This window comes from Paenibacillus taiwanensis DSM 18679 (assembly GCF_000425125.1).
GTDB lineage: Bacteria > Bacillota > Bacilli > Paenibacillales > Paenibacillaceae > Paenibacillus_B > Paenibacillus_B taiwanensis.
This window is the reverse complement of sequence record NZ_AULE01000028.1, coordinates 40800-65249: the sequence shown is the minus strand read 5'-3', so window position 1 is coordinate 65249 and position 24450 is coordinate 40800. Positions and strand designations below refer to the sequence as shown.

The 24450-nt window shown below is 40.8% G+C and carries 26 protein-coding genes and 1 pseudogene; 17 read left to right on the top strand and 10 right to left on the bottom strand.

Translation table 11 applies throughout. The features are described 5' to 3' along the window. Window positions 1-81: 81 nt before the first annotated feature. Together H509_RS0106715 and H509_RS0106710 are read left to right on the top strand one after the other, a co-directional pair. Window positions 82-432, top strand: coding sequence for an ArsR/SmtB family transcription factor (locus H509_RS0106715; RefSeq protein WP_028544411.1), 351 nt, complete (start codon window positions 82-84; stop codon window positions 430-432). A 25-nt stretch (window positions 433-457) separates the two neighbouring features. Then, complete coding sequence (locus H509_RS0106710; protein ID WP_028544410.1) at window positions 458-1456, top strand: NADP-dependent oxidoreductase; 999 nt, start codon at window positions 458-460, stop codon at window positions 1454-1456. A 96-nt stretch (window positions 1457-1552) separates the two neighbouring features. Here H509_RS0106710 and H509_RS0106705 read toward each other — a convergent pair whose 3' ends face one another. Next, on the bottom strand, window positions 1553-2251 hold the full coding sequence (locus H509_RS0106705) for a DUF7832 domain-containing protein (RefSeq protein ID WP_028544409.1): 699 nt from the start codon (window positions 2249-2251) through the stop codon (window positions 1553-1555). Window positions 2252-2479: 228 nt separating this feature from the next. Between H509_RS0106705 and H509_RS0106700 the strand changes: the two genes are divergently transcribed. The 12 genes from H509_RS0106700 to cntE all read left to right on the top strand — a co-directional run bounded on the left by H509_RS0106700 (window position 2480) and on the right by cntE (window position 13766). Beyond that, window positions 2480-3139, top strand: a complete 660-nt coding sequence (locus H509_RS0106700) for a TetR/AcrR family transcriptional regulator (RefSeq protein WP_028544408.1) — start codon at window positions 2480-2482, stop codon at window positions 3137-3139. Beyond that, on the top strand, window positions 3136-3513 hold the full coding sequence (locus H509_RS0106695) for a DUF4180 domain-containing protein (protein ID WP_028544407.1): 378 nt from the start codon (window positions 3136-3138) through the stop codon (window positions 3511-3513). The genes H509_RS0106700 and H509_RS0106695 overlap by 4 nt, the downstream gene beginning before the upstream one ends. Window positions 3514-3563: 50 nt before the next feature. Then, the gene (locus tag H509_RS0106690) at window positions 3564-4208 is read left to right on the top strand and encodes a formylglycine-generating enzyme family protein (protein ID WP_051286881.1); all 645 of its coding nucleotides are present in this window, start codon (window positions 3564-3566) and stop codon (window positions 4206-4208) included. A 235-nt stretch (window positions 4209-4443) separates the two neighbouring features. Beyond that, window positions 4444-5289 carry a histidine racemase CntK family protein gene (locus tag H509_RS0106685; protein ID WP_028544405.1) on the top strand — a complete coding sequence of 282 codons (846 nt, stop codon included), beginning with the start codon at window positions 4444-4446 and terminating at the stop codon, window positions 5287-5289. Window positions 5290-5310: 21 nt separating this feature from the next. Beyond that, window positions 5311-6102 carry a ribosomal RNA methyltransferase FmrO domain protein gene (locus H509_RS0106680; RefSeq protein ID WP_028544404.1) on the top strand — a complete coding sequence of 264 codons (792 nt, stop codon included), beginning with the start codon at window positions 5311-5313 and terminating at the stop codon, window positions 6100-6102. A gap of 29 nt (window positions 6103-6131) precedes the next feature. Then, window positions 6132-7433, top strand: coding sequence for an opine metallophore biosynthesis dehydrogenase (locus tag H509_RS0106675; protein ID WP_028544403.1), 1302 nt, complete (start codon window positions 6132-6134; stop codon window positions 7431-7433). A 36-nt stretch (window positions 7434-7469) separates the two neighbouring features. Then, a complete protein-coding gene (gene cntA / locus H509_RS0106670; RefSeq protein ID WP_028544402.1) occupies window positions 7470-9077 on the top strand; it encodes a staphylopine-dependent metal ABC transporter substrate-binding lipoprotein in 1608 nt (535 codons plus the stop codon). Window positions 9078-9136: 59 nt separating this feature from the next. Continuing rightward, complete coding sequence (gene opp1B, locus H509_RS0106665) at window positions 9137-10069, top strand: nickel/cobalt ABC transporter permease (RefSeq protein WP_028544401.1); 933 nt, start codon at window positions 9137-9139, stop codon at window positions 10067-10069. Then, window positions 10070-10963: a staphylopine uptake ABC transporter permease subunit CntC gene (gene cntC / locus H509_RS0106660; protein ID WP_028544400.1), complete on the top strand. Its 894-nt coding sequence runs from the start codon at window positions 10070-10072 to the stop codon at window positions 10961-10963. Window positions 10964-10970: 7 nt separating this feature from the next. Then, window positions 10971-11792 carry a staphylopine uptake ABC transporter ATP-binding protein CntD gene (cntD, locus tag H509_RS0106655; protein WP_028544399.1) on the top strand — a complete coding sequence of 274 codons (822 nt, stop codon included), beginning with the start codon at window positions 10971-10973 and terminating at the stop codon, window positions 11790-11792. After that, window positions 11779-12522, top strand: a complete 744-nt coding sequence (locus H509_RS0106650) for an ABC transporter ATP-binding protein (RefSeq protein ID WP_028544398.1) — start codon at window positions 11779-11781, stop codon at window positions 12520-12522. The genes cntD and H509_RS0106650 overlap by 14 nt, the downstream gene beginning before the upstream one ends. Before the next feature lie 56 nt (window positions 12523-12578). After that, window positions 12579-13766: a staphylopine family metallophore export MFS transporter CntE gene (cntE, locus tag H509_RS0106645; RefSeq protein WP_028544397.1), complete on the top strand. Its 1188-nt coding sequence runs from the start codon at window positions 12579-12581 to the stop codon at window positions 13764-13766. Window positions 13767-13968: 202 nt separating this feature from the next. Here the strand turns inward: cntE and H509_RS0106640 are convergent, their stop codons facing one another. The 6 genes from H509_RS0106640 to H509_RS0106615 all read right to left on the bottom strand — a co-directional run bounded on the left by H509_RS0106640 (window position 13969) and on the right by H509_RS0106615 (window position 18906). Then, on the bottom strand, window positions 13969-14721 hold the full coding sequence (locus tag H509_RS0106640; RefSeq protein WP_157277503.1) for a hypothetical protein: 753 nt from the start codon (window positions 14719-14721) through the stop codon (window positions 13969-13971). Between the two features lie 166 nt (window positions 14722-14887). Further along, window positions 14888-15457, bottom strand: coding sequence for an SF0329 family protein (locus H509_RS0106635; protein ID WP_028544395.1), 570 nt, complete (start codon window positions 15455-15457; stop codon window positions 14888-14890). Between the two features lie 656 nt (window positions 15458-16113). Next, window positions 16114-16812, bottom strand: a complete 699-nt coding sequence (locus H509_RS0106630; protein WP_028544394.1) for a transglutaminase-like domain-containing protein — start codon at window positions 16810-16812, stop codon at window positions 16114-16116. Window positions 16813-16841: 29 nt separating this feature from the next. Continuing rightward, complete coding sequence (locus tag H509_RS0106625) at window positions 16842-17573, bottom strand: helix-turn-helix domain-containing protein (RefSeq protein ID WP_169450862.1); 732 nt, start codon at window positions 17571-17573, stop codon at window positions 16842-16844. Between the two features lie 32 nt (window positions 17574-17605). Then, the gene (locus tag H509_RS0106620) at window positions 17606-18187 is read right to left on the bottom strand and encodes a DUF4256 domain-containing protein (RefSeq protein ID WP_028544392.1); all 582 of its coding nucleotides are present in this window, start codon (window positions 18185-18187) and stop codon (window positions 17606-17608) included. Window positions 18188-18456: 269 nt separating this feature from the next. Continuing rightward, window positions 18457-18906, bottom strand: coding sequence for a VOC family protein (locus tag H509_RS0106615; RefSeq protein ID WP_028544391.1), 450 nt, complete (start codon window positions 18904-18906; stop codon window positions 18457-18459). Between the two features lie 88 nt (window positions 18907-18994). Between H509_RS0106615 and H509_RS0106610 the strand changes: the two genes are divergently transcribed. Next, window positions 18995-19933 (top strand): helix-turn-helix transcriptional regulator, encoded by a 939-nt coding sequence (locus H509_RS0106610; RefSeq protein ID WP_028544390.1) that lies wholly within the window; start codon window positions 18995-18997, stop codon window positions 19931-19933. Between the two features lie 174 nt (window positions 19934-20107). Here H509_RS0106610 and H509_RS0106605 read toward each other — a convergent pair whose 3' ends face one another. Together H509_RS0106605 and H509_RS0106600 are read right to left on the bottom strand one after the other, a co-directional pair. Further along, complete coding sequence (locus tag H509_RS0106605; RefSeq protein WP_028544389.1) at window positions 20108-20692, bottom strand: hypothetical protein; 585 nt, start codon at window positions 20690-20692, stop codon at window positions 20108-20110. A 91-nt stretch (window positions 20693-20783) separates the two neighbouring features. After that, window positions 20784-21191 carry a hypothetical protein gene (locus H509_RS0106600; RefSeq protein WP_028544388.1) on the bottom strand — a complete coding sequence of 136 codons (408 nt, stop codon included), beginning with the start codon at window positions 21189-21191 and terminating at the stop codon, window positions 20784-20786. A gap of 301 nt (window positions 21192-21492) precedes the next feature. Here H509_RS0106600 and H509_RS0106595 point away from each other — a divergent pair, with 301 nt between their 5' ends. Continuing rightward, on the top strand, window positions 21493-21966 hold the full coding sequence (locus H509_RS0106595; protein ID WP_028544387.1) for an NTF2 fold immunity protein: 474 nt from the start codon (window positions 21493-21495) through the stop codon (window positions 21964-21966). A gap of 7 nt (window positions 21967-21973) precedes the next feature. On the opposite strand, the pseudogene H509_RS24480 reads toward H509_RS0106595, so the two are convergent. Continuing rightward, a pseudogene (locus tag H509_RS24480) lies at window positions 21974-22484 on the bottom strand (MFS transporter); the annotation flags it as partial. A 443-nt stretch (window positions 22485-22927) separates the two neighbouring features. On the opposite strand from H509_RS24480, the gene H509_RS0106585 reads away from it, so the two are divergent. Then, window positions 22928-23851 (top strand): GNAT family N-acetyltransferase, encoded by a 924-nt coding sequence (locus tag H509_RS0106585; RefSeq protein WP_028544385.1) that lies wholly within the window; start codon window positions 22928-22930, stop codon window positions 23849-23851. Window positions 23852-24450 lie beyond the last annotated feature (599 nt).

Genomic DNA, 24450 nt, shown 5'->3' with positions numbered 1-24450 from the left:
AACAATAGTATATTGTCGTAGTCAGCACTAATGGTTCGTCAAGTTAAACTATTCAACTGACTATTGGAGGTATTCAATTGGATGAATAAACATGACCAACTAAATATGATCAAGAAAGATTTTATCAATTGTAAAAAGGTACTATCAGCAATTGGTGATGAAACACGTCAGTCTATTTTGTTAGTTTGTATGGAGACGGATTGTCAAACAGGCTTGCGTGTAGGAGAGATCACCGCAAAAACACATCTTTCTCGCCCTGCGGTGTCACATCATCTGAAGGTTTTACGGGATGCTGGTGTTATTTTAATGCGAAAAGAAGGAACAAAAAACTTTTATTATATCAATGTACGTACAAAATTAGGTTTACTCAAAACGCTTGTGTCAAATATTGAAACTTTTATGCAGAATTATCATAGATCTAATGAAATATAAACAGAATTAATTCGGAGGAAAAATCATGAAAGCGATGGTCGTTACCAAGTATGGACACTTCCCTCTACGCTTGATGGAAATGTCTACCCCTGAAGTTGGCGAATATGAGATACTTGCAGAAATTCATGCAGCTAGTATTAATCCTATTGATTTTAAAATACGTAACGGCAAAGTAAAAATGTTAATTAAATATAATATGCCACTTATTTTGGGTAATGACTTTTCTGGTATCGTGTTAAAGGTAGGCGCAAAAGTGACTCGTTTTAAAGTTGGTGATGCAATATATGGCCGTCCACGTAAGACCAAGATCGGTACTTTGGCGGAATTTATCTCCATCCACGAGGATGATATCGCCTTAAAACCTAAAAATTTAAGTTTTGAGGAGGCTGCTTCCATTCCACTTGTTGGATTAACCTCCTATCAAGCCTTGCATGACATCCTGCAATTACAAAAAGGACAAAAGGTTTTGATTCATGCTGGGGCGGGTGGTGTCGGTACCTTCGCGATTCAATTGGCCAAGTTAATGGGTGCCACTGTTGCAACAACTGCCAGTGAAGCCGGTATGAATTTAGTAAAATCTCTTGGTGCAGATGAAATTATTAATTACAAGACCGAACAATTTGAAAAAAGATTGGCCAATGTTGACGCGGTTCTGGATACACTTGGGGGAAATATACTCGAAAAATCATTTGAGGTCATAAAAGACGGTGGAAAAATAGTTTCCATTTCTGGCATGCCAAATGCTCGCTTTGCGAAAGACTATGGTTTAGGTACTTTTAAAACATTGCTGTTATCAGCAGTAAGTCATAAACTCACTACACTTGAAAAAAAGCATCATGCTCAATATACGTATTTGTTTATGAAGCCAAGCGGAGATCAATTACGTATACTAACCAACTTCATTGAGTCTGGTAACATCAAACCTGTAATAGACAGCGTTTATTCTTTTCATGATGCGCAAAAGGCGATGGAGCATGCAGAAGCGGGCAGAGCTAAAGGGAAAATAATTGTAAAAATCAGATAAGGGAACTGAAGCTTACTCCTTGAAATCAACAACCTTTTTTATTTGAGGTTAATAGGGCGCGCATGCTGAGCGCCCCTCCCTTGCAATGGACAGAGCTTACATTTTGCCCTGGAATTGTTGATAACGTCGCTCGATTACAGGTTCGATCAAGTCATAATTTTCCCACGTATTTGCAATGTGATAAAAGGTAGGCTTGTCTCCTTGCAGCGTTTGGACATAATCCTCAGCCGTATATATATCATTTTGAATATCCAAATATTGATTTACGAATGGTATAATGTCATCCGAAAGTTCTTGGGTTGAAAATACACCGTCCAGACATTTTCGATAAAATTCAGCACCCGTAAGCTGACGCTTCTTGACTTGCTCAATCTCAGCATGAAACTGCTGCTCCATTTCCCCTGTAAACCAATTGTTGTTAATAACCCACGTAATAAACATCCCCGTAGCAGTATACGCCGCTTCTTTTGTTAGATCCAGTGGAAAATCCCCATCATAATGCCACTTCGCTTTATCTAATACTTGAATTTCAGGAATCTTAATAGCATCTAAAATCGATTCCGGCTCTTCGTTATATCCTTTCGCTTTGTATTCCAAGGACAACTGCTCGAGCTGCTGAACTGCCACATCAGGTGGATATTGTTTATACACTGCATTAGAAGTTTTTTTACGTAATGTTAAACGCCCCTTGACGATATTTAAAATGTGTTGATCTGTAGTTTCTGTGATCATGAGATGAACATAACTTTTATAATTTTTGCTCGGCTTTGTGAGTAATATTCTATTTCGCTTCACTACTCTCTCCCCTTCATCAATTACATCATTAGGACATGGCTTTCATTATACAGCATACGCAGCAGACTCGAATGAACAGAAAAATAAACTCTATTCGTCACACGTCAGTAAAGAGAAATTTAATAAATAACTGCTTGACATAAGATTCCATTTATTGTATGTTTTATTTATTCCGTCTGGTCAGTATAAAATAACGAAGCATCTATTTCAAACAAGGGAGGCCATATGATGCCTAAAGTGGGAATGGAGCCAATGCGGCGAGCCGATGTCATTAATGCTACACTACTGTGCATTAGTAATCATGGTATTGATGGTATGACGCTGGAAAAAGTTGCTGAGTATGCAGACTGCTCAAAGGGAGTTGTCACTTATTATTTTAAAAATAAAGACAACTTGATTATCGAGGCTTTCAGGTCGTTTTTAGCCTATTATGGGTTGAAAATCAATTCTCAAATTGAGCATTCTATGACCCCAGCGACGATGCTCGCAATTACATTACAGAACATCCTCCCACCGTATAGCGAGGATACACAAGGAGCAATCAATGTATCCGATCTTGACGGTGTTGAAAAGATGCATATCCCCCATGAGGTTCAAGCCAAGCTTTTCCTCCATTTCTTTTCAAAAGCTGTGCTGGACCCCCGTTTACAAGAGGTTGTGGCCGCCGGATACAAGGAAGACATGAAAGGAATTATGAAGATTTTTGACTACGGGAAGACGCTTGGCACGATGAAGGTGGAGGATTCGGGCAGTGCTGCTTATGGTATGCTCGCTATGGTGGTCGGGCTCAGCTTTTTTAAAGTAGCTAATATTCAACCGATGAACGGGGAAGATAATCGATACATTTGTGAGGACTATGTCAAACGACTAACTGGAGGATTAGGATGAACATTAACAAGGTAACAGTAAACAATGTGGAAATTGCCGTTGTAAGCGGCAGCGAATTACTGATCACAGATGTACAGTCTGCATTAGATTTGATTGCAACTGTTCATTATGAAGCAGGCTGTAATCGAATTATTTTGAATAAGTCCGCCATTTGTGATGATTTCTTCAAATTATCAACTCGACTTGCTGGAGATATATTACAGAAATTTATTAACTATCACGTGAAAGTTGCCATTATTGGTGATTTCTCTGCGTATTCAAGTGAGAATTTTAAAGATTTTATTTATGAGAGCAACAAAGGCAAAGATTTATTTTTCTTGCCAAATGAAACACAAGCGCTTCAAAAATTGAGCACTGGCTCATCTTCAAGTTGAGGAGGCATGTCGAAGTGCCAGCAATCATAAAGGGCCATTTTGATTATCCGATGGTCAAAATTCCTAGTGGAGAAATAGAACTGAGAGATGACCGAACCAAAAGAACATGGCACACTGCAATCCGGTCCTTCCAGCTTGCCCCGTCCCCTGTGACCGTGGAACTGTATGATGCGATTATGGGAAACTCCCCTCTTTCTATCACTGCCAATCAAACACCGGTCGTAAATATTTCATGGAATGAAGCTATTTCCTTTTGTAATCTACTTTCTCAACGAGCTGGGCTAAATGAATGTTATTCGGTAAAGAATGACAGTGAAGAAATCATCTGTAATTGGGAAGCAGATGGTTACCGTCTCCCTTCAGAAGCAGAATGGCAGTACGCCTGTAAGGCAGGAACGACAGGTTATAGATACGGCGAAATAGATAAAATCGCTTGGTATAAGGACAATGCAGGCGGCCAAATCCATAAAGTAGGACAGAAGCAGCCTAACGCATGGGGGCTCTACGACATGATCGGAAATGTGTGGGAGTGGTGCTGGGATATATACGACGAGCAAGTATACGGCTCCTACCGCATTTTTCGAGGTGGCAGTTGGGCGGAGGCGGAACGCGGCTGTGGTGCTTCTTGTCGTCGTCGCAGTCATCCTACCTTTGCCATCGATGATCTTGGATTCCGACTGGCTCGGTCTGTCTAACAATAAGGGGCGTCTCAAAAAGTCGATTTTGACTTAGAGACGCCCCTTTTTGAATAACCCTTGTTACTGGGTAATACACCTGTCTGGAAGAAAAAAATAATCGGTATAGAATAAAAAAGAAAAGTAAGTATTGACGTCTCCCCTTATTTTGGGTATGATTTACCCAAATTTAAATCGTAATTATTACGATTAACAGAAGGCGAGGTTGGCGACAATTGGTCAAGAGGTCGTTATGATGAAACACGAAATCGATTTTGTGAAATTTAACCCTACACAAAATATGACCATCCTGGTGAAAACAAAGCATCCCCCGGCAGAACATCAACATATTGCGTCCATATTGATGTCCTATGATCATGTTTATGCCGAGCAGGTAGGATTTATCGAAAAACCGCAAAGGCAAGAAGCTGCTGCCTATTTACAAATGGCGGGAGGAGAGTTTTGTGGAAATGCTTGCATGGCATTAGCGGCTTATGTAGCTGCTGAGCGTGGGCTCCAGCCTAATCATTTCACGGAAATTATTTTAGAAGCCTCGGGTACAGATCAATTCATCACTTGCCTAGTGAAACAAAACAAAGAAACGTACGACTGTCGAGTGAGCATGCCTGTTCCTAACAAAATTGAACAAAAGACAGTTGAGTATGAAGGCGATGAAATGCAGCTTGCCATCATCAGGTATGATGATTTTTTTCATATTGTGATCGAAGTAGATCAATTCAGCCCCGCCATGAGGAAGCGGGTTCAAGGCTTGGCAAAGCTGCTGGGAGTCACCTTTGGCGCAAACTTGATTGGCATTTTACTGTTTAAACGTGACTCTAATGAACTGGCTCCACTCATTTATGTTCCCCCACTGGACAGCATGATGTGGGAAAGAGGCTGCGGATCGGGCACGGCTTCACTCGGAGCCTATCTCGCTTGGAAAAACAACGAAGCTATTACCCTCCCCGTCAAGCAGCCTGGCGGCACGATTCATGTCACAGCTAGTTGTGAGAACGACAGCGTAACGAGCCTGAGCATTGAGGGAACCGTTGGAATTGTAGCACAAGGCAAGGCCTTTATCGAAGGAAGTTTGGTCAATTAACACCGTATAGGGGCGAAGTGAATGAAAATCAATCAATTTAAGCACCGTTTGGCCTATTTTCATGAAAGATTTATAGCTTTAGCGGCTCGATATGATGGCACCATACATCATAGTTCGGAATTAGAAACGATCATCGATGAATATGCCGCTTTTATTACAAACGAAAGTAACGAGCAAGTATGGGCAGAACTGGAGCAGCAAACGTCTAGCGAACTTGCCCCACTCATTGAGGGAATAAGGAGCTCATCGGCGACATGTGTTGCAATCATGGAGAAATACCGCGCCTTAAAGCTGTTGAACGGTGAAATCGACAAAACTGATTACTTTCATCATATAGAGGCTTGTATTAAAAATGAATTTGGAAGCTTTCTAGTCACTGCCAATTCTAAAGTATTACTAATTGGCTCCGGTTCATTTCCGATGACACCGCTATTTATTGCCAAGCAGACAGGTGCAGAGGTGATTGGAATCGACATTGACGAGGAGGCCATAGCACTTGGACGAAAGGTGGTCGAACGTTTAGGCAACGGATTAAAAATTACGTTGGAGCATGCCTTCGTAGAACAGCTGGATGCTGTCAAGGATGCAACCCACATCATTTTTAGTTCCACGGTGGCCAATAAATATGATTTACTGGATCAGCTATTTGCTTTAACGAATGAACAAGTCGTCGTAGCCATGCGATATGGCGATCGGCTGAAATCTTTATTTAATTACCCTATGCAAGCGACAGATGCTCATAAATGGAAGTTAATTGAATCCATTTTACGTCCCGATCATGTATTTGATATCGCATTATACCAAAAAGCGTAGTCCTATAATGACAACACAAGGAGGTTTATATGCATGATTTTCAACGCATCTTGATTGCGGGGACTGGACCTGCCTCCATTCAGATGGCGGTTATACTCAAGCATCATTTGAATGGCTGCATAGGAATCGCCGGTCGGCAGTCCGCCCGTTCGGAGTCCTTCTTTACGGCGCTTAAACAGAGCGACCAGCAAGTTCACGTAGACATTCAAAATGAAAAGCATCATAAGTTCCAAGGCAAATGCCGCTTGGATCATGTGTTTGATGGATATGACACCGTCGCGGGACACTGGGACACCCTTATTTTAGCGGTTACAGCGGATGCCTACCTGGAGGTGCTGCAACAGCTTAACGATGAAGTGCGACGACAGATCAAGTGCGTGGTGCTGCTTTCTCCGACCTTCGGCTCTGGCGCATTAACTCGTCAGTGTATGAACGTTCAACGCCCTGACATTGAAATTATAAGTTTTTCTACATACTTGGGTGATACGCGTTGGGTGCATGCTATTCCGTCAAATCGTGTCATCACGACGGGAGTGAAGAAAAAGGTGTTCATTGGATCAACCCACACTTCATCTCAAAACATGGAGCAGTTGCGGGCATTATATGAGCAGTTGGATATCGCCATTACTGCTATGAATTCGACGCTCGAAGCCGAAACGAGAAATATTTCTTTGTATGTCCACCCGCCGCTATTCATGAACGATTTTTCATTAAGCGTCATATTTGGTGAAGCTTCTACGACAAAGTGTGTGTACAAACTATTTCCCGAAGGACCGATTACACAAGCCTTAATTCGTAATATGCGGAGCGGATGGAAAGAAATATCGGCAATCGTCGAAAAACTGAATATGAGCGGCGTTAATCTATTGAAGTTTATGACAGATGACAATTACCCAGTAAGAACAGAAAGCTTATCGCGTCACGATATCGATCATTTCGTTCATCTGGAGACGATTCATCAAGAATACTTGTTATATGTCCGCTATGCTTCCTTGTTAATCGATCCGTTCTCAGAGCCAGATTCAAATGGAAAATATTTTGATTTCTCTGCTGTCCCCATCCGGCAAATATTTATCAATCAAGAAGGAAAGTGGGACATCCCGCGTATGCCCAAGGAAGATTATTATCGGATCAAAATTATACAAGGCATCGCAAAACATCTTCATTTGAATTGCCCGATGATCGATCAATTTATCTCAACATACGAGCACAAAATCGAGCAAGTCGCGCTGAAGCTTAAAGGTGAACTTCTGTCGGATGCTTTTATCATTCAAAGCTTCGCTAAAGATATAGAGCAAATTTGCGAGGAAATCGAAAACAGTGCGAGCTAGAACCGTATACCGGAACCATTTACTGGAGGATTAAATATGAACAAAAATGTAGCCATTTTGCTATCTGCACTTTTGATTTCCATGACCCTGCTTGCAGCTTGTGGTAGCAACAAAACGGAAAGCAAGGCAAAAGCAAATAAACGCACGGAACTCGTTTATGCCACGGCCAAAGATATTAATGACATGAATCCCCATCTGTATGCAGGCTCCATCCCTGCACAAGGGATCGTTTACGAATCACTGGTTGAAAACACAAAAGACGGCATCACCCCGATGCTGGCCGAGTCTTGGGACATCTCCCCGGATGGAAAAACGTACACCTTTTATCTCAGAAAGGGTGTAACTTTCCACGATGGGGAACCGTTTAACGCTGATGCGGTGAAAAAAAACATCGAAGCGGTCCAAAGCAATAAAAGCAAACATTCCTGGATCAAGCTATCCACCAAAATTGTAAGTATTAACGTAGTTGCTGAGCATACCGTCCAGTTGGTACTATCGGAAGCCTACTACCCTACTTTGCTGGAATTGGCCATGACCCGACCTTATGCTTTTTTGTCCCCCAAAGATTTCAGCAGCGGGGGTACAAAAGATGGCGTAAATGGTTTTAACGGTACGGGTCCCTATAAACTTACTGAACACCAAACGGATCAGCATGCCGTTTTTGAAGCCAATGAAAGCTATTGGGGGGGCGCGCCCAAAGTGAAAAAGATTACGGCAAAAGTGCTTCCGACTGGTGAAACGACATTGTTAGCGTTGCAAAAAGGAGAAGTGAATTTCATCTTTACGGATGATCGCGGCACCGACAGCCTTGACGTGCAAGCCATGAAGGAGTTAGCGGATTCGGGCGATTACCAGATTGTTAGAAGCGAGCCTATGAATACGAAAATGATCGTGGTTAATAGCAGCAAGGCGGGTAGTCCCGTACAGGAAACCGCCGTACGTGAAGCGATCTGGTATTCCATTGATAGAGAAACGATTAGCAAGCAAATTTTTAACGGCACGGAGACGCCTGCCAATACTTTGTTCTCATCAAACGTCAACTATGCCGAGGTGGAGTTAAAAAAACGAGGCTATGACTTAGAAACGGCAAACAAGCTGTTGGAAAAAGCGGGCTGGATATTAGAAAATGGCAGCAAAATCAGAACAAAAGCCGGCAGCCAATTAGCGATAACGCTCTATTACGACGCTAATTCGCCTTCCCAAAAAACAGAGGCCGAATTTATTCAAAGCACGGTCCAAAAAAGTGGAATCAGGCTGGAGCTTGTCGGCGAAGAATCCTCTTCCATCGCTCAAAGAAGAGCGACTGGAGACTATGACATGCTGTTCAATCAAACGTGGGGGCTCGCGTACGATCCTCAAAGCACCATCGCCGCCTTCACCTCTGAATCTTCTTACTTTCACACGACCAACGGGATCGCCAACGCCACTGAGCTGTACACCAAAATTAATAAGGTGATGGTGTCCACAGATGAACAAACACGAAAGTTGTTATATGCAGATATTTTAAAAATAGTCCATGATGAAGCTGTATTTATTCCGATTACGAACGGTAATGTCACCCTTGTGGCTCCCAAAAGCTTGCAAGGCATTTCGTTTAAGCAAACACAATACGAGCTGCCTTTTGAACGAATGTACTTCCAATAGTTAAATACAAAAGGGGGAGCCTCCTCCCCTTTGTATTTGAGCGCAGAAAGGTGATGGCTATGGGACGTTATATCATAAAAAGGGTTCTGATATCACTTCCTTTGCTTGTAACAATTTCATTTTTTTCGTTTATATTAAACCAGCTTTCACCTTTAGATCCAGCCGAGGTCATCTTGCACGCGCAAGGCGTACCGAACATAACGAGTGAATTGATTGCCGAAACAAAGGCGAGGCTCGGGATGGATCAACCCTTGCTCACTCGTTATGTACAATGGTTCGTGTCCTGCTTGCAGCTCGATTTCGGAAACTCGTATGTAACGGGAAAACCGGTGTGGTCTTTGCTAGGACCCGCTTTTCTCAATACGTTAAAGCTGACGTTAGTTTCCGTTATAGCCATTATTGCGCTGTCCATCACACTTGGTACGATCTGCGCATTAAGAGAAGGGAAATGGGTGGATAAATCGGTCAGAGGTATCTTTTTTCTACTCACCTCGATGCCCTCCTACTGGCTTGCTGCTCTTATAGTCTGGTATTTTTCCGTCAAGCTGGACTTACTGCCTACGAGCGGTATGGACACCTATCAGAGCTACATTTTACCGGTTACGGTGATTACAATCAGCTTTGCAGGCATTTACTTTAGAATCATCAGAAGCTCCATGCTAAGCAATCTGAATGAAGACTATGTGCTGTATGGCAGGGCATGCGGCTTGCCCGAGAGTAAAATCACGCTGCACCTGCTGCGAAATTCATTGCAGGTAGCCATTTCAGTATTTGGCATGGCGATTCCTGTTATTTTAGGGAGCACAGTCGTCGTGGAAAACCTATTTGTCTGGCCTGGATTAGGAACCCTCAGCGTGAAATCCATTTTAAGCAGAGATTTCCCGATCATTCAGGCATATGTGCTTGTACTGGCAGCAGCCTTTGTAATCTTTAATACGTTTTCCGACATTGTAAATGCGGCGTTAAACCCTAAACTGAGGAAGGATCATTAGATGAAAATAGTGACACGAATCGGAAAAGATAAGTTGGCCGCCGTCTGTTTATTGTTTATCGCCGCCATCCTTGTTACTGGGGTGTTCGCCCCCTTATTTGCGCCGCATGCCCCTGAGGAAGTCCACATGGAACTGCGCTTTGCAGCCTCCTCCTGGGAATATTGGTTAGGTAACGATCATCTTGGGCGCTGCATTTTATCCCGATTAATATATGGCATCCGTCCCAGTGTGCTGTGGGTTTTGGTTGCCCTGTCCATATCGGTAGCAATTGGGACAACACTAGGCTTTATTGCGGGCTACTTTAGGGGCAAAGCGGATGCCATCTTGATGAGAGTTTGCGATATCATGCTTTCTTTCCCGGGATATGTCATGACATTAGCGGTCATTGGCATTCTAGGGGCTGGCCTTGAAAATATATTAATTGCGTTTGTCTTGATGAAATGGGCGTGGTTTGCCCGCATCATCAGAACGTCTGTTATGCAATATACGGATACTGAATATGTAAAGTTCGCAAAAGCGATTGGCGTTAGCAATATCAACATTATGATAAAGCACATCTTGCCCGTTTCGCTGCCGGATATCGCCGTCATTTCAAGCAGTTCTTTTGGCTCTATGATTTTGCAAATTTCCGGCTTTTCTTTCCTCGGTTTAGGGATTCAAGCGCCGCATGCGGAATGGGGCATGATGCTAAATGAAGCACGAGCAGTCATGTTCTCAAGACCCGAGCTCATGCTGGCCCCGGGAATCGCGATTATTCTAGTCGTATCGGCCATCAACTTTTTGTCCGATGCGCTCCAGATTGCTTTAGATCCTAAATTAATGACCTCCCGCCATAAATGGCAAGGGAAAGCCATTGCTCTAGCTTCAAAGCCGCATGGAAAAGAGGTGGCATAATTCTGTTATGAACAGTCTGGAAGTGTCCAATTTAAAAATATGGGACAGTCGTACTGGCAAGGTGCTCGTCCCGCATAGTTCTTTTCATGTGAAGCAAAGAAGCTGTCTAGCCATTGTGGGCGAAAGCGGAAGCGGAAAGTCTCTGACGTGTAGAGCGATTATGAGATTAAATAAAGCTTTGCTCCATCAATCCGGCGAGATTCTCCTCCAAGGCGTTAACTTAACCAAGCTTTCCGAGAAAGAAATGCGAAAAAAAAGAGGAAAGCAGCTCTGCATGATTGTGCAAAATGGCATGCGCGCCTTCGATCCCTCCTGTGTAGTCGGGGTTCATTTAAAAGAAACGCTTGCCTGGCACTATGGTTGGGGCCGTGACGATATCACCGTCAAAATGAAAAGGGCGATGGAAAGCGTCATGCTGAAGGACCCGCTCGCCATCATGAATAGTTATCCACACCAGTTGTCGGGCGGCATGCTGCAACGAGTGATGATAGCGCTGGCCATCGTGCTGGAGCCTGACGTAGTGATCGCCGACGAACCTACGACGGCGCTTGACACCATTACACAGTTCGAGGTCATTGAACAGTTTATTCAATTACGAACTAGAATGAACTGCGCGATGATCTTCGTTTCCCACGATCTGGCTGTAGTCAAACGAATCGCAGATGAGATGCTCGTCATGAAAGATGGAGCAATTGTGGAACGCGGGGCGACCCGTGACATCTTCTCTGCGGCTCAACATGAATATACCCGCTTCTTAGTATCTACAGGGCTTACGCTAGACCATCATTTCAACAAAATTATGGGAGGCGTTAGCCATGCTGAGTGTTAAACATGTGAATAAATCATACAAAAAAGGCGGATTGTTTACGAGAGAGCGACAGCAGGTGCTCTCAAACATCAGCTTTGATTGGCAGCAAGGAGAATGCCTCGGCATAATCGGAGAAAGCGGAAGTGGCAAATCGACATTAGGGCAATTGCTGCTAGGCATTAACGAGCCGGATCAAGGCCGCATTTTATGGGATGGAAAGCGAGTTAAGGATCGGAAAACAAGACTAGGAAACATTAGCGCTGTGTTTCAGGACTATACTTCCTCCATCAATCCATTTTATACCGTGGAACAGGCGCTAATGGAGCCGTTAATGCTGCACAAAAAAATGAGACAGGCGCATCAAGGCAACATTGATCAGCTATTACATCAAGTCGGCTTGGACTCTTCCTATCGACAAAAATATGCTCATGAGTTGTCCGGGGGTGAAGCACAACGGGTATGCATTGCAAGAGCCGTGTCGACGGAGCCACGATGTATTGTATTGGATGAAGCCATCAGTTCCTTAGATGGTTCTGTTCAAATCCAAATCCTTGAATTGCTGAAAAACCTGAAAACGATGTACAGCATGGGATATATTTTTATCACTCACGATATACGGGCGGCAGCTTATATTTGCGATAGAGTGATGATATTAAGAAACGGCCATATCGTGGAAATCGTCAACGTGGAACAGTTAAAGGATGTTCAATCCCCGTATGCAAGACATTTGCTGCAAATGGTCATTACTTAACTTAACGGTATTTAAATAAAAGCGCTAGTTAGACAATAGCGGAAGGAGCATACATTTTGAAGGGAGCGTTGTCGTGGCCTTTTGTACGGTTATATGTATTAACCCTTTTATATTTTAGTGCAAATGCCATCTTAAATGTCATTATTCCTTTAAAAGGAGAATCACTCGGAGCTACCAATACGACGATCGGTATTATTATGGGGGCGTATTTGTTTACGACGATGCTTCTTCGCCCGTGGGCGGGCCTGATCATTCAAAAATGGGGACCAATTCAGGTGCTGCGCACAATTCTTGCGGTAAATGGGCTGGCTCTCCTGCTATACACCATTACCGGCTTAGGGGGCTATTTTGTTGCGCGTATGCTGCAAGGCGTGTGCACTGCTTTTTTCTCAATGGCTTTGCAGCTTGGCATAGTTGATGCCCTACCAGAAAAGGATCGTTCACAAGGCATCTCGATGTATTCTCTTTGTGCTTCCATGCCGGGCATCATCGGTCCCCTGCTCGCTTTAAGCATCTGGCAGACTGGTGATATGCACGTTTTTACGATCGTGATGATCATACTTGCCATCCTTACAGGAAGCGTTGGTTACACCGCCAAGTTGGATAAACAAGAAGTGGTGACATCTGAAGGTCAGACAAAGCAAGGAGCGGAAATGCTGAACTCCTTTAGCCAACTAGTTAAAAACCCGCACTTATTGAAGTGCAGCGTCCTGATGCTCACCTCTTCCCTTGTATTTGGAGCAGTGACCACCTTTATACCACTGTATGCAGCGCAAATGGACAGCGGAAATGCAGCCATTTATCTTATGATTCAGGCAGGTACCGTTGTCGCCGTACGTTTTTTCTTGAGAAAAAAAATTCCTTCGGACGGAAAGTGGCACTCGAATTTTGTTATGTTGATGATGCTCATTTTAGCGGTAGCCGCGCAATTGGTAAGCTTTTCGGCTATAGGTGGAGTGATGTTTTTTTATGCTGGCGCAGGTCTGATGGGGATCGCTCAGGCACTCCTCTATCCTACGCTAACCACGTATTTGACCTTTGTATTACCTCAGGAAAACCGTAATGTGCTAGTTGGCTTGTTTATTGCGACGGCTGACTTGGGGGTATCGCTGGGCGGAGTTGTTATGGGCCCTATCGCGGATCTGTTCTCTTACTCGATTATGTATATGATTTGTGCAATGTTAGCCCTGTCGATGCTGCTGTTTAGTTATGAGCCAGGTCAACGGTTTGTCAGATCAAGATGATCCGCTTGCCATATAACATGTGATTCGTACGTATAAATCTGGTCGTTTCGTTAAACAACACATGCGATTGGATGAATGCAAATATTGAAGGGAGGCTGACAAGCCTCTCTTCAAATGTAGAGAGCGGCTTATGCCTGATCTACTTGCGAAAGGTGAACTTGTCTCTAAATTTTACACCTATTTAATTGGAATAAAAGTCAGTTTACTCATTTGTTTTTGTTTGGTAATCCATTGTTTGAATAGGAACGCTACTTTTAATTAAACTCCATTTTTTTTCGTTTGCATTCTGTACAATCGATATATCTACTACTGCAGATTCCAAATTATAGTCTGTTAATATAGATTGGGAAATCTCACACTTTAAAGTGTATTTAATCTTCCCATTTTGTTCTGCTCTGTTAAATTGGATGTTTTTTATATATTTAAGTGCCGCTTCGGGAATTTTGACCTCTACTTCAGTTTCGTCTTTCTTTACGAATTCTGTTGTTGATTCGAGCTTTCCGTTGTGAAACTTTAAGTGATTATTTGTTATTTGCATCGGCTTTATATTATTATGATTGAAATCGTGCTCTGTAAAATTTTCTAGTGTGTACTGACCGATGTTCAATGTAATAATTTTATTATTCGTTAATGTTGCTTTCATTTGATTAAACTGTGGGATATAATAGGGCATTTTAATTGTAAGTTTATTGTTTAGAGTTTTCACTTGATCCAGTTCTTCGGAAACAACGTTGTTATCTTGTAGAAGAGTTATTTTTTTAATTTGTAATGATTGTATCTTATACGGCACTTGAATCTCTATTTCTTTTTGCTTTTCACCCTCCACTACGTTGTATAACAAATAATGCCTTTCTTTCACTATGTATGCTTCAATAGTTCTGTAAACTTCTTGCTCATTTATATCTCGGCTTTCATTTTGTTGTAAATTGCTAAAGCATCCTGAAATTAAGATCATGGAGGATAGACAAAGTAGAAGCATTGTTTTTTTGGCGAGGATATTGACCACTCCTTACAAAATCCCCCCTCTGAATGAGGGGGGATTGATTTGTTTTATCGGATTATCATACAGCCAGTATTCAACGCTAGTCTCTTTGCTGTATAGGAGATTACGTCCTATATTACTACAACGTACTACGCCGTAGTTCATAAAAATATTGCACAATGGGATGCTTTAACCTTATCTTCTCGCTCATATTTATAATTCGCTTTTTGCCAACTCGTCTGTCCACCAAAGCCAACACATTTAATAAAATATCATCACTCTCGATACTTTCCTCAATAGAAGTGGCCAGAAACTTATTAGCTGTAACGACAAAATTTGATTTGCTTAAAGAGGATTGTGCCGACAAAAGCTCTTTTGCATGTACTGTTATTTTTCGATTTCTTGCAATTACTTTTAGCCGATCCTCCGGCACCGTTCCCTTCGTCTCTTTTCTGATGGCTTCAATTTCTTCATTACTAATCGGAATTTGGATATTCGTATCATTTTTAATTTCTAGTTCCGTCTGGTACCAACTGATTAAGGTAGTCGTATCACTCATATTAAATACGTTCTTTTTATCTACTGTCAAATAGCTAAGCCCTGCTTTATCGGGTAAATAACGATAGCTCGTTGCACGGTACTCAACTCTTCCTTGTAACGCAGGACATAAAAAACTGTCCAGATTTTGCTTCAATTTGCTCCAGCTCATGTACTACTCCTTGTTCTATATAAATTACTACCTAATTAAGGCGATTGTTCTATTATCCATCATACAATAATCAACACCAATCCTCTATGTCGGAATAAAATACCTCCACTGCTAATGGCAAAGCCCAACCTCGTGTTCAACATATAGGATAAAACATGTCACTCAAAAGATCTCCATCCTAAAATAAAATGCTTTCCCTTACACTCGTGATCTATATGGACGCCCGCCTACCACAGCTACTTCAACTTTTCTAAACAATTAGCTAATGAAATCTTTCAAGATTTTCAACTAAATCAAAATCTACTAGATTGGTTCCATTATATCCAGTTTCTATCAAGATCTGCCGTAATTGGTTCATAAAGGAGGATCTTCATTTAAACCTTCTTTTAGGCAATCCATAATTTTTTAATAACCTCATTCATTCAAAATTAACCTCACTACACTTTTTTAGGTGGCTTCTGGAATAGAAGAAAGGCGAAATATAGGTACTTAATAAAACTGAATTAGACAAACAAAAAGAGGGGTTCTCCGCCCCTCCTTACTATTTCCGCCAATACATCTCAATCTAAATACACGTCGGCAAGGCGTGCCCCATGCTATGGCAAGAGGAGCGAGATATTTATCCCGATCAATATGTACTTCTCAAAGCCATTCCATTACCCCTGCCTTATGCGGCTGACATTTCGATTCATCAGATGCCGAACGATTCGGCTATAGATCGATTTCTTGAGCGGGCTGAGCCCTTGTTGATGATCGGAGAAGAAGGCATCGGGACTGTCGTAAATCCCAAAATCCCGAACGATTCCTTCTTTCTGCACGTAGGTATCGTTTTCATTCCAATAAATTTCCGGGTTTTGAAAATGATTTGTAGCGACGCCGTAACCGCAAAATGAACCCGAACACTGTCTGAATTTTTGCTGAAGCTTGGTCAAGTAAGGAATATCCAGTATAAACCCTTCGATATTCAACCACTTGCCCTCATAAAGCACTTCAACCCAGCTGTGAACGATCTCTCGGGGCGACAATTGGTAATACCACCCTTTCATCGCTCCCTGTTGCAGCTTTTTATCAATAGCAAATCCATGCATGCGGCAAGGCACTCCCACGGCCCTTAGCAACGCCATAAAAAGCACCCCCTTTGTATTACACTGACCATAGCCATTCTGCAATACTTCCGATGCTGGAATATCATCTGCCCTATTGTAACCGAACAGGATTTCGTCACGGACGTAGTTATAAATGCCAAGAATTTGTTCCTTTCTGGACATACGATCCCACTGGCGACTGTGAATGACTTGCCGGATCAGGGGATGAGAATAGTTCAGCAATTCCGTTTCCTTTAAGTATGCTCTCATTGAAAACACCTCCTGCACCCATTGTACGGTTAATGCAGGCAGGAAACTTTTAAAAAGACGCTATCTTTGCGAATATCCTTCGCCGTCATTCCCAGCAGTCTCTTACTGGTGGCGGCTAAATGCGACGGACTGTCAAATCCCGCCGCCATAGCCGCATCCGTAATGCTGAGCCCTTTAAACATAAAATAAGTTGCCTTCTGCAGCTTGTGCAACAGCATATATCCGCTAAGCGATATGCCTGTATTTTCTTTAAAGAGATGCGACAATCTGCTGTTGGACAAACCCATTTGCCTGGCATATAAACTTACGGAGTGCTCGGAGTCGGTGCAATCTTTTATAAGCTGTATAAACTCTCTTATTCTCGGATCAACAATAGCTTTATTTACATGCTCCACACCCATTAGCTTCATCAGTTGTCCCAGAAAAATAAGATAGCTGTCCGTATCCTTAACGCCAAAATACTCTTTTAGCACAAATTCTCGAATAGTCTCCATCATCCCCGGCGGAAATACATAATATGTATGGCCCTCTATATATCGCTTAAAGCTTGCCGCCATCTCAGAGGTGCTGTCCATCAAAAGAAGCATTAAAGGGTGTCCCGCTCCTTTTAGCCGATGAACCACGTTGGAATTGATCATGATGCCGGAGCAACTCAAGCTATGTCCCTCTACATCAATGGCCAATTCGTCCTCTAAAGAAATGGTCACCTGTAAAAAAGAATGCCGATGTTGTTCCGCATCAATAGTATTGGATATCACCATCAAGTGATGCTCCGCCCCATACAAGATCATCATCAGACTTTCAGCGAGCCGCGGAAGCCCCTTGCAGCATAGTAGGATTCTGCTCCATTGTGGTACATAAAGACCGTGTCATAGCGACGATCACAAAAGATGGCCCCGCCAAGATTTCTAATATTTGCAGGTGTTACCACCCAGCTTGATGTTTTCAGATCGAAATTTCCAAGCTGTTGCAGTTCCCGGTATTGTTCTTCCGTTAATAGCTCAATGCCCATGTCGGCTGCCATATCAACTGCATTGTTTTGCGGTTTATGCTCTTTCCTTGACTCCAGCGCTGCACGATCATAACAAACGCTTCTGCGGCCTTTAGGACTTTCCGCCACACAATCATAAAATAGGTATTCGCCCGTCTTATGGTCATACCCAACAACATCGGGCTCGCCGCCGGTTCTTTCCATTTCATGAAGCGACCACAGCTTTTCTGCATTTGCTTCAAGCCTTGCTTGCACGTTAGTCCATTCTTGCCCTTCATGGCGGTTCATGTTTTTCTCGAAACGGGCTTTTAAAGCTTTGAGCAGTCCCTCGTGTTGTTCCGGCGACAATTCCGTCTTATTGCTGATGTCATTTCCCTTTGTCATGTTTGTTTCTCCCTTCAAATAGGTTCGTTCTAATACCTTCATTTTCATCTTTTCCCTGTAGTTCTCTTTAATACCGAATAAACCTTTTTCACAATCAATGATACCAACTAATCCATTCTCATAATTGTCTGCCGATGACTTATTGTACGGTGTAATTAGATAGCTTTTGTAATTACTATAGCATCTGATTAAGAGGTCGTTTATATAAAAGCAAAAAAGAGGGCTACTAGCAGCCCTCCTGTCTTACTCCTATTAGCAATGTTTGCCCATCATTTTAATCTATGATCAAACATGAATTGTATTTGAATACCGAACGGGTCTTCAATAATACCGTATGCTTTGCTAAACAAATTATGGGATAAAGGAACAATAATTTTCACTCTATCATCTGTAAGTAAGCTATTATAAAAATGTTTAATTTCTTCTACGTCAGCACTTTGAATACATAATGAAGTGTTATTGCCAACTGTATATTGTTCACTGATATCCATAGTATCTTCCGCTATCATTACTTTTGTTCTTCCGATGGATAAGACAGAGTGAGAAATATAATTTTTGTTTTCATCTGTAAGCTGTATGGAACTGTCACGTCTTGCCATGTCTTGATAGGTAACTAGCAACAGTTCCTCTGCTTTAAAATGGTTTTTGTAAAACTGTATCGCTTCTTGTGCTTTTCCGTTCATGGATAAGAAAATGGCGACTTCTAGTGTTGTACTCATGGTATCAATCTCCTTTGATATATGACCTTGAACTCATCATAATATATAAAGGTATCAAAACATGACACCTTTATAAGGAGGTTTTCAGATGAAGAAATCAGAAAGATTAAATGACATGATAAGATACTTAAACAGTCGAGAGTTCTTTAATTTACATGACCTAATGGATAAATACAATATTTCTAAAAGTACCGCTCTACGTGATATTAGTTCATTAGAACAGTTAGGCATGCCTATTTTTTCAGAACATGGCAGACATGGGCGATACGGCATCTTAAAAAACAGATTGTTGTCCCCCATTAATTTTACGATTGATGAAGTGTATGCGCTGTACTTTGCCATGTTGACGTTAGAATCTTATCAATCAACACCATTTCATTTAAGTGTCACGAAGCTAAATGAAAAGTTTGAACACTGCCTTTCTAAGGAACAAATAGAGCAGATTCACAAAATGAAAAAAGTGCTACAGCTTGAAGTATATCAGCACCATCATGTAAGTCGTTATTTAGATAAAATTCTAAAAAGCATTCTTAATGAGAGCAATTGTAAGATTCAATATGTAAAAAATAATCAGACAACAAGTTACCATGTTCAATTTTTCAAAATTTCCGCTAAGTTTGGTCAATGGTATGCTGCAGGAATAGAGTTACCTACTAATAAATATAGAGTTTTCAGATGCGATAGAATAACCTTTATAGAAGAAGAGGAAATCAAATCTCACTTTTCTATTGACGAACTCGTTAGTCGTTCATTAGAAATGTATCAATCTGAGAAGGGTATTCATTTTGAAGTAGAGATTGTAGAACAAGCAAAGGATCTTTATTATAAAGAACATTATCCTTCTATGAAAATAGAAAATGGAAATAGAACCGTTATTAACGGGTCCTATAATCATGGAGAAGAAGCGTTTATAGCTCATTATTTTATGAGATATGGTAATTATGTTTTATCTGTAAAGCCTGAATCATTAAAGCAACTGATCCAAGATAAAGTAGAGAATCTCTTAAATCACTATCAAAAATTATAAAGCAAAGGGGGCTGCGCCCCTCTTTGCTATTTCCGACAATCCTTCTCAGCCTCCACTGCTGAGGGCAAAGCCCAACATAATAATTGTGATCAACGGGCTTCTTTTGATTAAGGTGTCACACTTCATTTTACAACTTGTCAAAAAGAGATGACCTTAATGCCATCTCTTCAGTAATTACATAGTGTCAATCCATTCAACAAACTCATCAATACAAATCTTAGGGTTAATTTCTTTGTTTATCTCCGCAATTGCATCATCATATTCTAGCTCATGAATGATTAAAGGTATGTCTTTGTCAAACACGCTCTTAATCATACCCTCATTATGCAATCTTTTCACCGTTTCCTTGACGATTTGATAAAAATCAGCAACGATCTGCTGCCCTAAATCCATAGCTTTGTCGAAATTGTCTTCTTCCAATTCGTCACCATAGTACCATTTAGAATCCTTCACCCATTGATCTCTTAGAATAAGTGCTTCAAAGTTCTCATCCTCGTAATTATCACCAATTATGATTTCCTCATTCTGCAACCAGAAAGCATAGTTCCACCTTGCTTCGTCACGATTCGATGCATTCGTAAGGTTCTCTTTGTAATTCGTTTCCGTGTTATAACCAAAAACTAGCCTTGGTTTTCTTAAATCATCATCCTCGGTTTCAACATAAAAAGATAAAACATAAATGTCACTCAGAAGATCGCCATCCCAAGATAAAATGCTTTCCCTTACACTCGTGAAAACATATTCTTTTAAACTACACATACTAATTCCCCCTATTGTTCTAAAATATAGGCATCTAAAGATCCTCTTTGACCACTGTGTATGTACATTGTTGGACGATACCTATGCCGGTCTATAGTCTTTCCTCCTCATCACTGTACTCATATAATTTAACATAGTTAAAATGAGCTGAGCTTAGCAAATCAGCAAGGTACTTCTCTTGTTCCTCGATAGGTACATGATAGGGTGGTGTAACATCTTTTAGATTCGCGAACAATACCCATCCAACGTTTTCATCTGCAAACTTATATTGCCCTTCTACATCTTTATTTGGATAAACCTCCACATAAACTTGCTTCTCTTTGTTCAAATTCCAATAAAAATGCTTATAAACATATGGAAGCCTTGCTTCTAACATCCCTTTATTTCTAGTTTTCGAGAATGTCCTACGAAGTGGTTCTAAAAAACTGTACAGAGCATTCATCAGTTCCTTTTCATCCTTATTCGTGCACAAAAAACCAAACTCATACATTTTATTCATTATAAATCCTCCGTAAATTAGCTATCCCTAGTAAAGCCAATCTGCTTTACGCCTTAATTATTGTTATCCTCAATCATATTATAATAGTTCGCCTTTTCGCTATAAAAACCCCCCTTCTCCTATTTAGGGGACTGGGGACTTGAATCAAAGAAGGATTGTATAAGTTATCACTTGTGGTTAGTATTGGATGTATAAGAAACTATGGAAAAGGCCATCAGTCTTGTTATGGCTGATCCGAAGGGTATGAAATAACTTGTCGGACAAGTAATAACTATATTTATATGTGGAGAGGTGTTATCCCGTGGATCAACAAGAGTTACACAAGCATTTAATTCATATCGTCCAACAATACGGATCAAAATGGAACGACATAGAAGACCACATCTATAAACAACATGAACAAGAAGAAGCTGAATTAAAAGAAAAATATACAGGTGATGAATATCATTATGTACAACGAACAGATTGGCACGAACAATTCTCGGGGCTGATCGGTCCTATTTTTGTTGAATACTGTACCGATAAAAAGAGGGTATATGGAGGAAAAAACAGACAGAGCATTGGTTTTCCGGTGAAGTTCAATGGGATAGACCACTCTATTGAAACCAATGTTGAACTTAAAAATAAAAATCGTGCAGAAGTGTATATCAAAACCGAAACTAACTTTAATGATGAATACCTGTTTGTGTTATTAAGAAAAGCCGATACGTGGAAAATTGATAATTATAAAAATAGGCGTTATGGCAATGAAAAGTGGACTAGTTGCATCCTCTGAATCACCTGATCGATATGAGTTGCAGGGTTAATCCCGCCAAAATCGTAATTTGGGGTCCTTTTTATCCGCTGCCACCCCTCCAATGATAGAACCAATGAAGCTGCAAATTCCAGCAAGTAATAACACACTACTAATTTCTGAAACGGTAATATTGGAATAAATTTGTAAAAATGGTGTTAATAAGTGAACAATGTAGAGTAACCATCTATATAAAACAACGTCACAGCAACTGCGAGTACAATTCTCTTATCTTTTAGTATGGCTAATTGCATAAGTATCATAACTGGTTCTTGTTCTTGCATCGCAGGAACATTTCTATAAACAACGAGTAGTGGAATAATCGTGAGCAAACCAATTAATACGAATAGTGCTCTCCATCCGATGATTTCACTGAGAAATGTGCCAAGTGGCACTCCAAAAACTAAGGAACTACTTAAACCTATTAAAATAATCCCAATTGCACTTCCCCTTTTTTCTTTTTCTACAAGACGAATAGCAACAGCCATTGCTACGACAATTTACCAGATATGAACTCACGCACGGATATTAACAATTATATGCTCATCACAAATACTAGCTATTTCTATTTCGTCAACGCCAAGCAACAAAGCACAACCACCATAGACAGCATGTTCAATCAAGCTGCATCCATTTGTTATATTTAAAAATTGTAAAATACCATCAAGAAGTTGAGGATATTATTCAAGTAACGTTTGAATTTGGCTCTCCGTAGCTGGTAGACGAAAATCACATGAATAGTCATACATGTAGGAAAAAAGTATTTATATTTGTAAATTATGTTTGAAACCATGCTCAAGGCATGTTAATGTCAATGGTAATAACAGTAAAGGTGGTGTTTGTTGTGGGCAATCTAATGTTAGCAAAGGGTAAATTTATTAAGGGGAGCTCGCATAACTAGCACTCTAAACTGCGGACCCCCAAAACTGAGAGGGGTATTGTATTGAGCCAATTTCCAACAGAAATGTTCATACGTAATTTCCAAAACGGAGACATGCCGTCCCTTGGACAGTTTTACCGATCAGTAACAGCAAAAGAAAATAAAATATTTTGGTGGGTCGGGGACGAATATAATTGGGATAACGTTTATTGCGCATTTGAAAATGGGATTATGATCGCTAAGGGGCAAGTTAGCATCATTAACGTTATGCCTCCCGGACGTCCAAAAGAGAACAGTCATTCCATTTACGTCAATCTTAAAACACTTCCCGAAAGGGAAAATGACGTTGCTTTACTCGAAAACGTCTATCACTATCTTTTCAATAGAGCAAAGAAATTAATGGAAACATTGTCTGAAGAATACGAAACAATGCTTTGTGTTGGCAATTACTCGACAGAAACAGCAAACAATCATTTTTTTATTCAAAAAGGATATTTTTATCTGAATAGTTTATATCACATGAAGCGAGATTTGAATGAACCGATCACTGAGTTAAAGCTTCAGGAGGACTTTCAATTCTCACACTGGAAGATGGAGACCTCTGACGAAGAAAGAGATTATCTTCATGTAGAAGCTGAAATTTGGCCTGATACTCCACTTGGTCTTAATAGGTTATCTGAATACAAGAATAACAACCTATGGACATCCATGGTCATACGTCAAACAGACGCTATCGTTGGCGGGCTGATGGCATGGCAAGAAGATGACTTTGGTGTAATCGAGGACGTTTTTGTCCGCGAACCATGGAGAAAACGTGGATTTTCCAAGTATTTACTTACACAAGCTTTGAAATATCTCAAAGCTAATCAACTACAAAGTGCTAAACTTGAGGTATTAACTACAAATAAATCTGCCTTATCGCTATACGAATCGCTTGGATTTCACGTGGATAATGAAGAAATAAGGTACTATACAAAACTGAATTAGGTAACATTGGAATGAACTCCAGAACGTCGATGAGGCGAAGGTCGAAAAAATTATTGAGAGTATGCGGTATGAGCTATTACCAAGCAAAAACAAATGCACCGAATCCACCCTTTTAAAGCTCACCTACTCTGGATTGTTCCTTTAAGTGTCGTTGGAGTCCTTACTTTGGTATATGTACTATTTATCTGGATTGCTTTGCTCGTGGAGTAGAAAAAAGATCGCTATCCAATAAATAGGATAACGATCTTTTTAGTTATACAAAATCTTCACATAGGTCAGATCGCTGACGACGATGCGTTTACACAAGTAGTTTAAAATACTTGGCCTAAAATATCTTATTTAAAATAAAAAAAGTCGAACAACGTAATATTTTCGGGATATATTTACAACCAAATAAAACTCATGTATGATCGATCCTGTGTAAGCACTACAAGCCCAAGAAGGTGAATTTCTCGTCAATTACGCTTATGCTAATCGTAAAATTAATTTCTACGAACCTAAATTTACATTATAAAAAGGGATATGTCCCAACAACAAGATCACATTGTAAAAATCGTTGTATTGTGACCTAGAGAAGCCATACAACGATTTTTTTATTT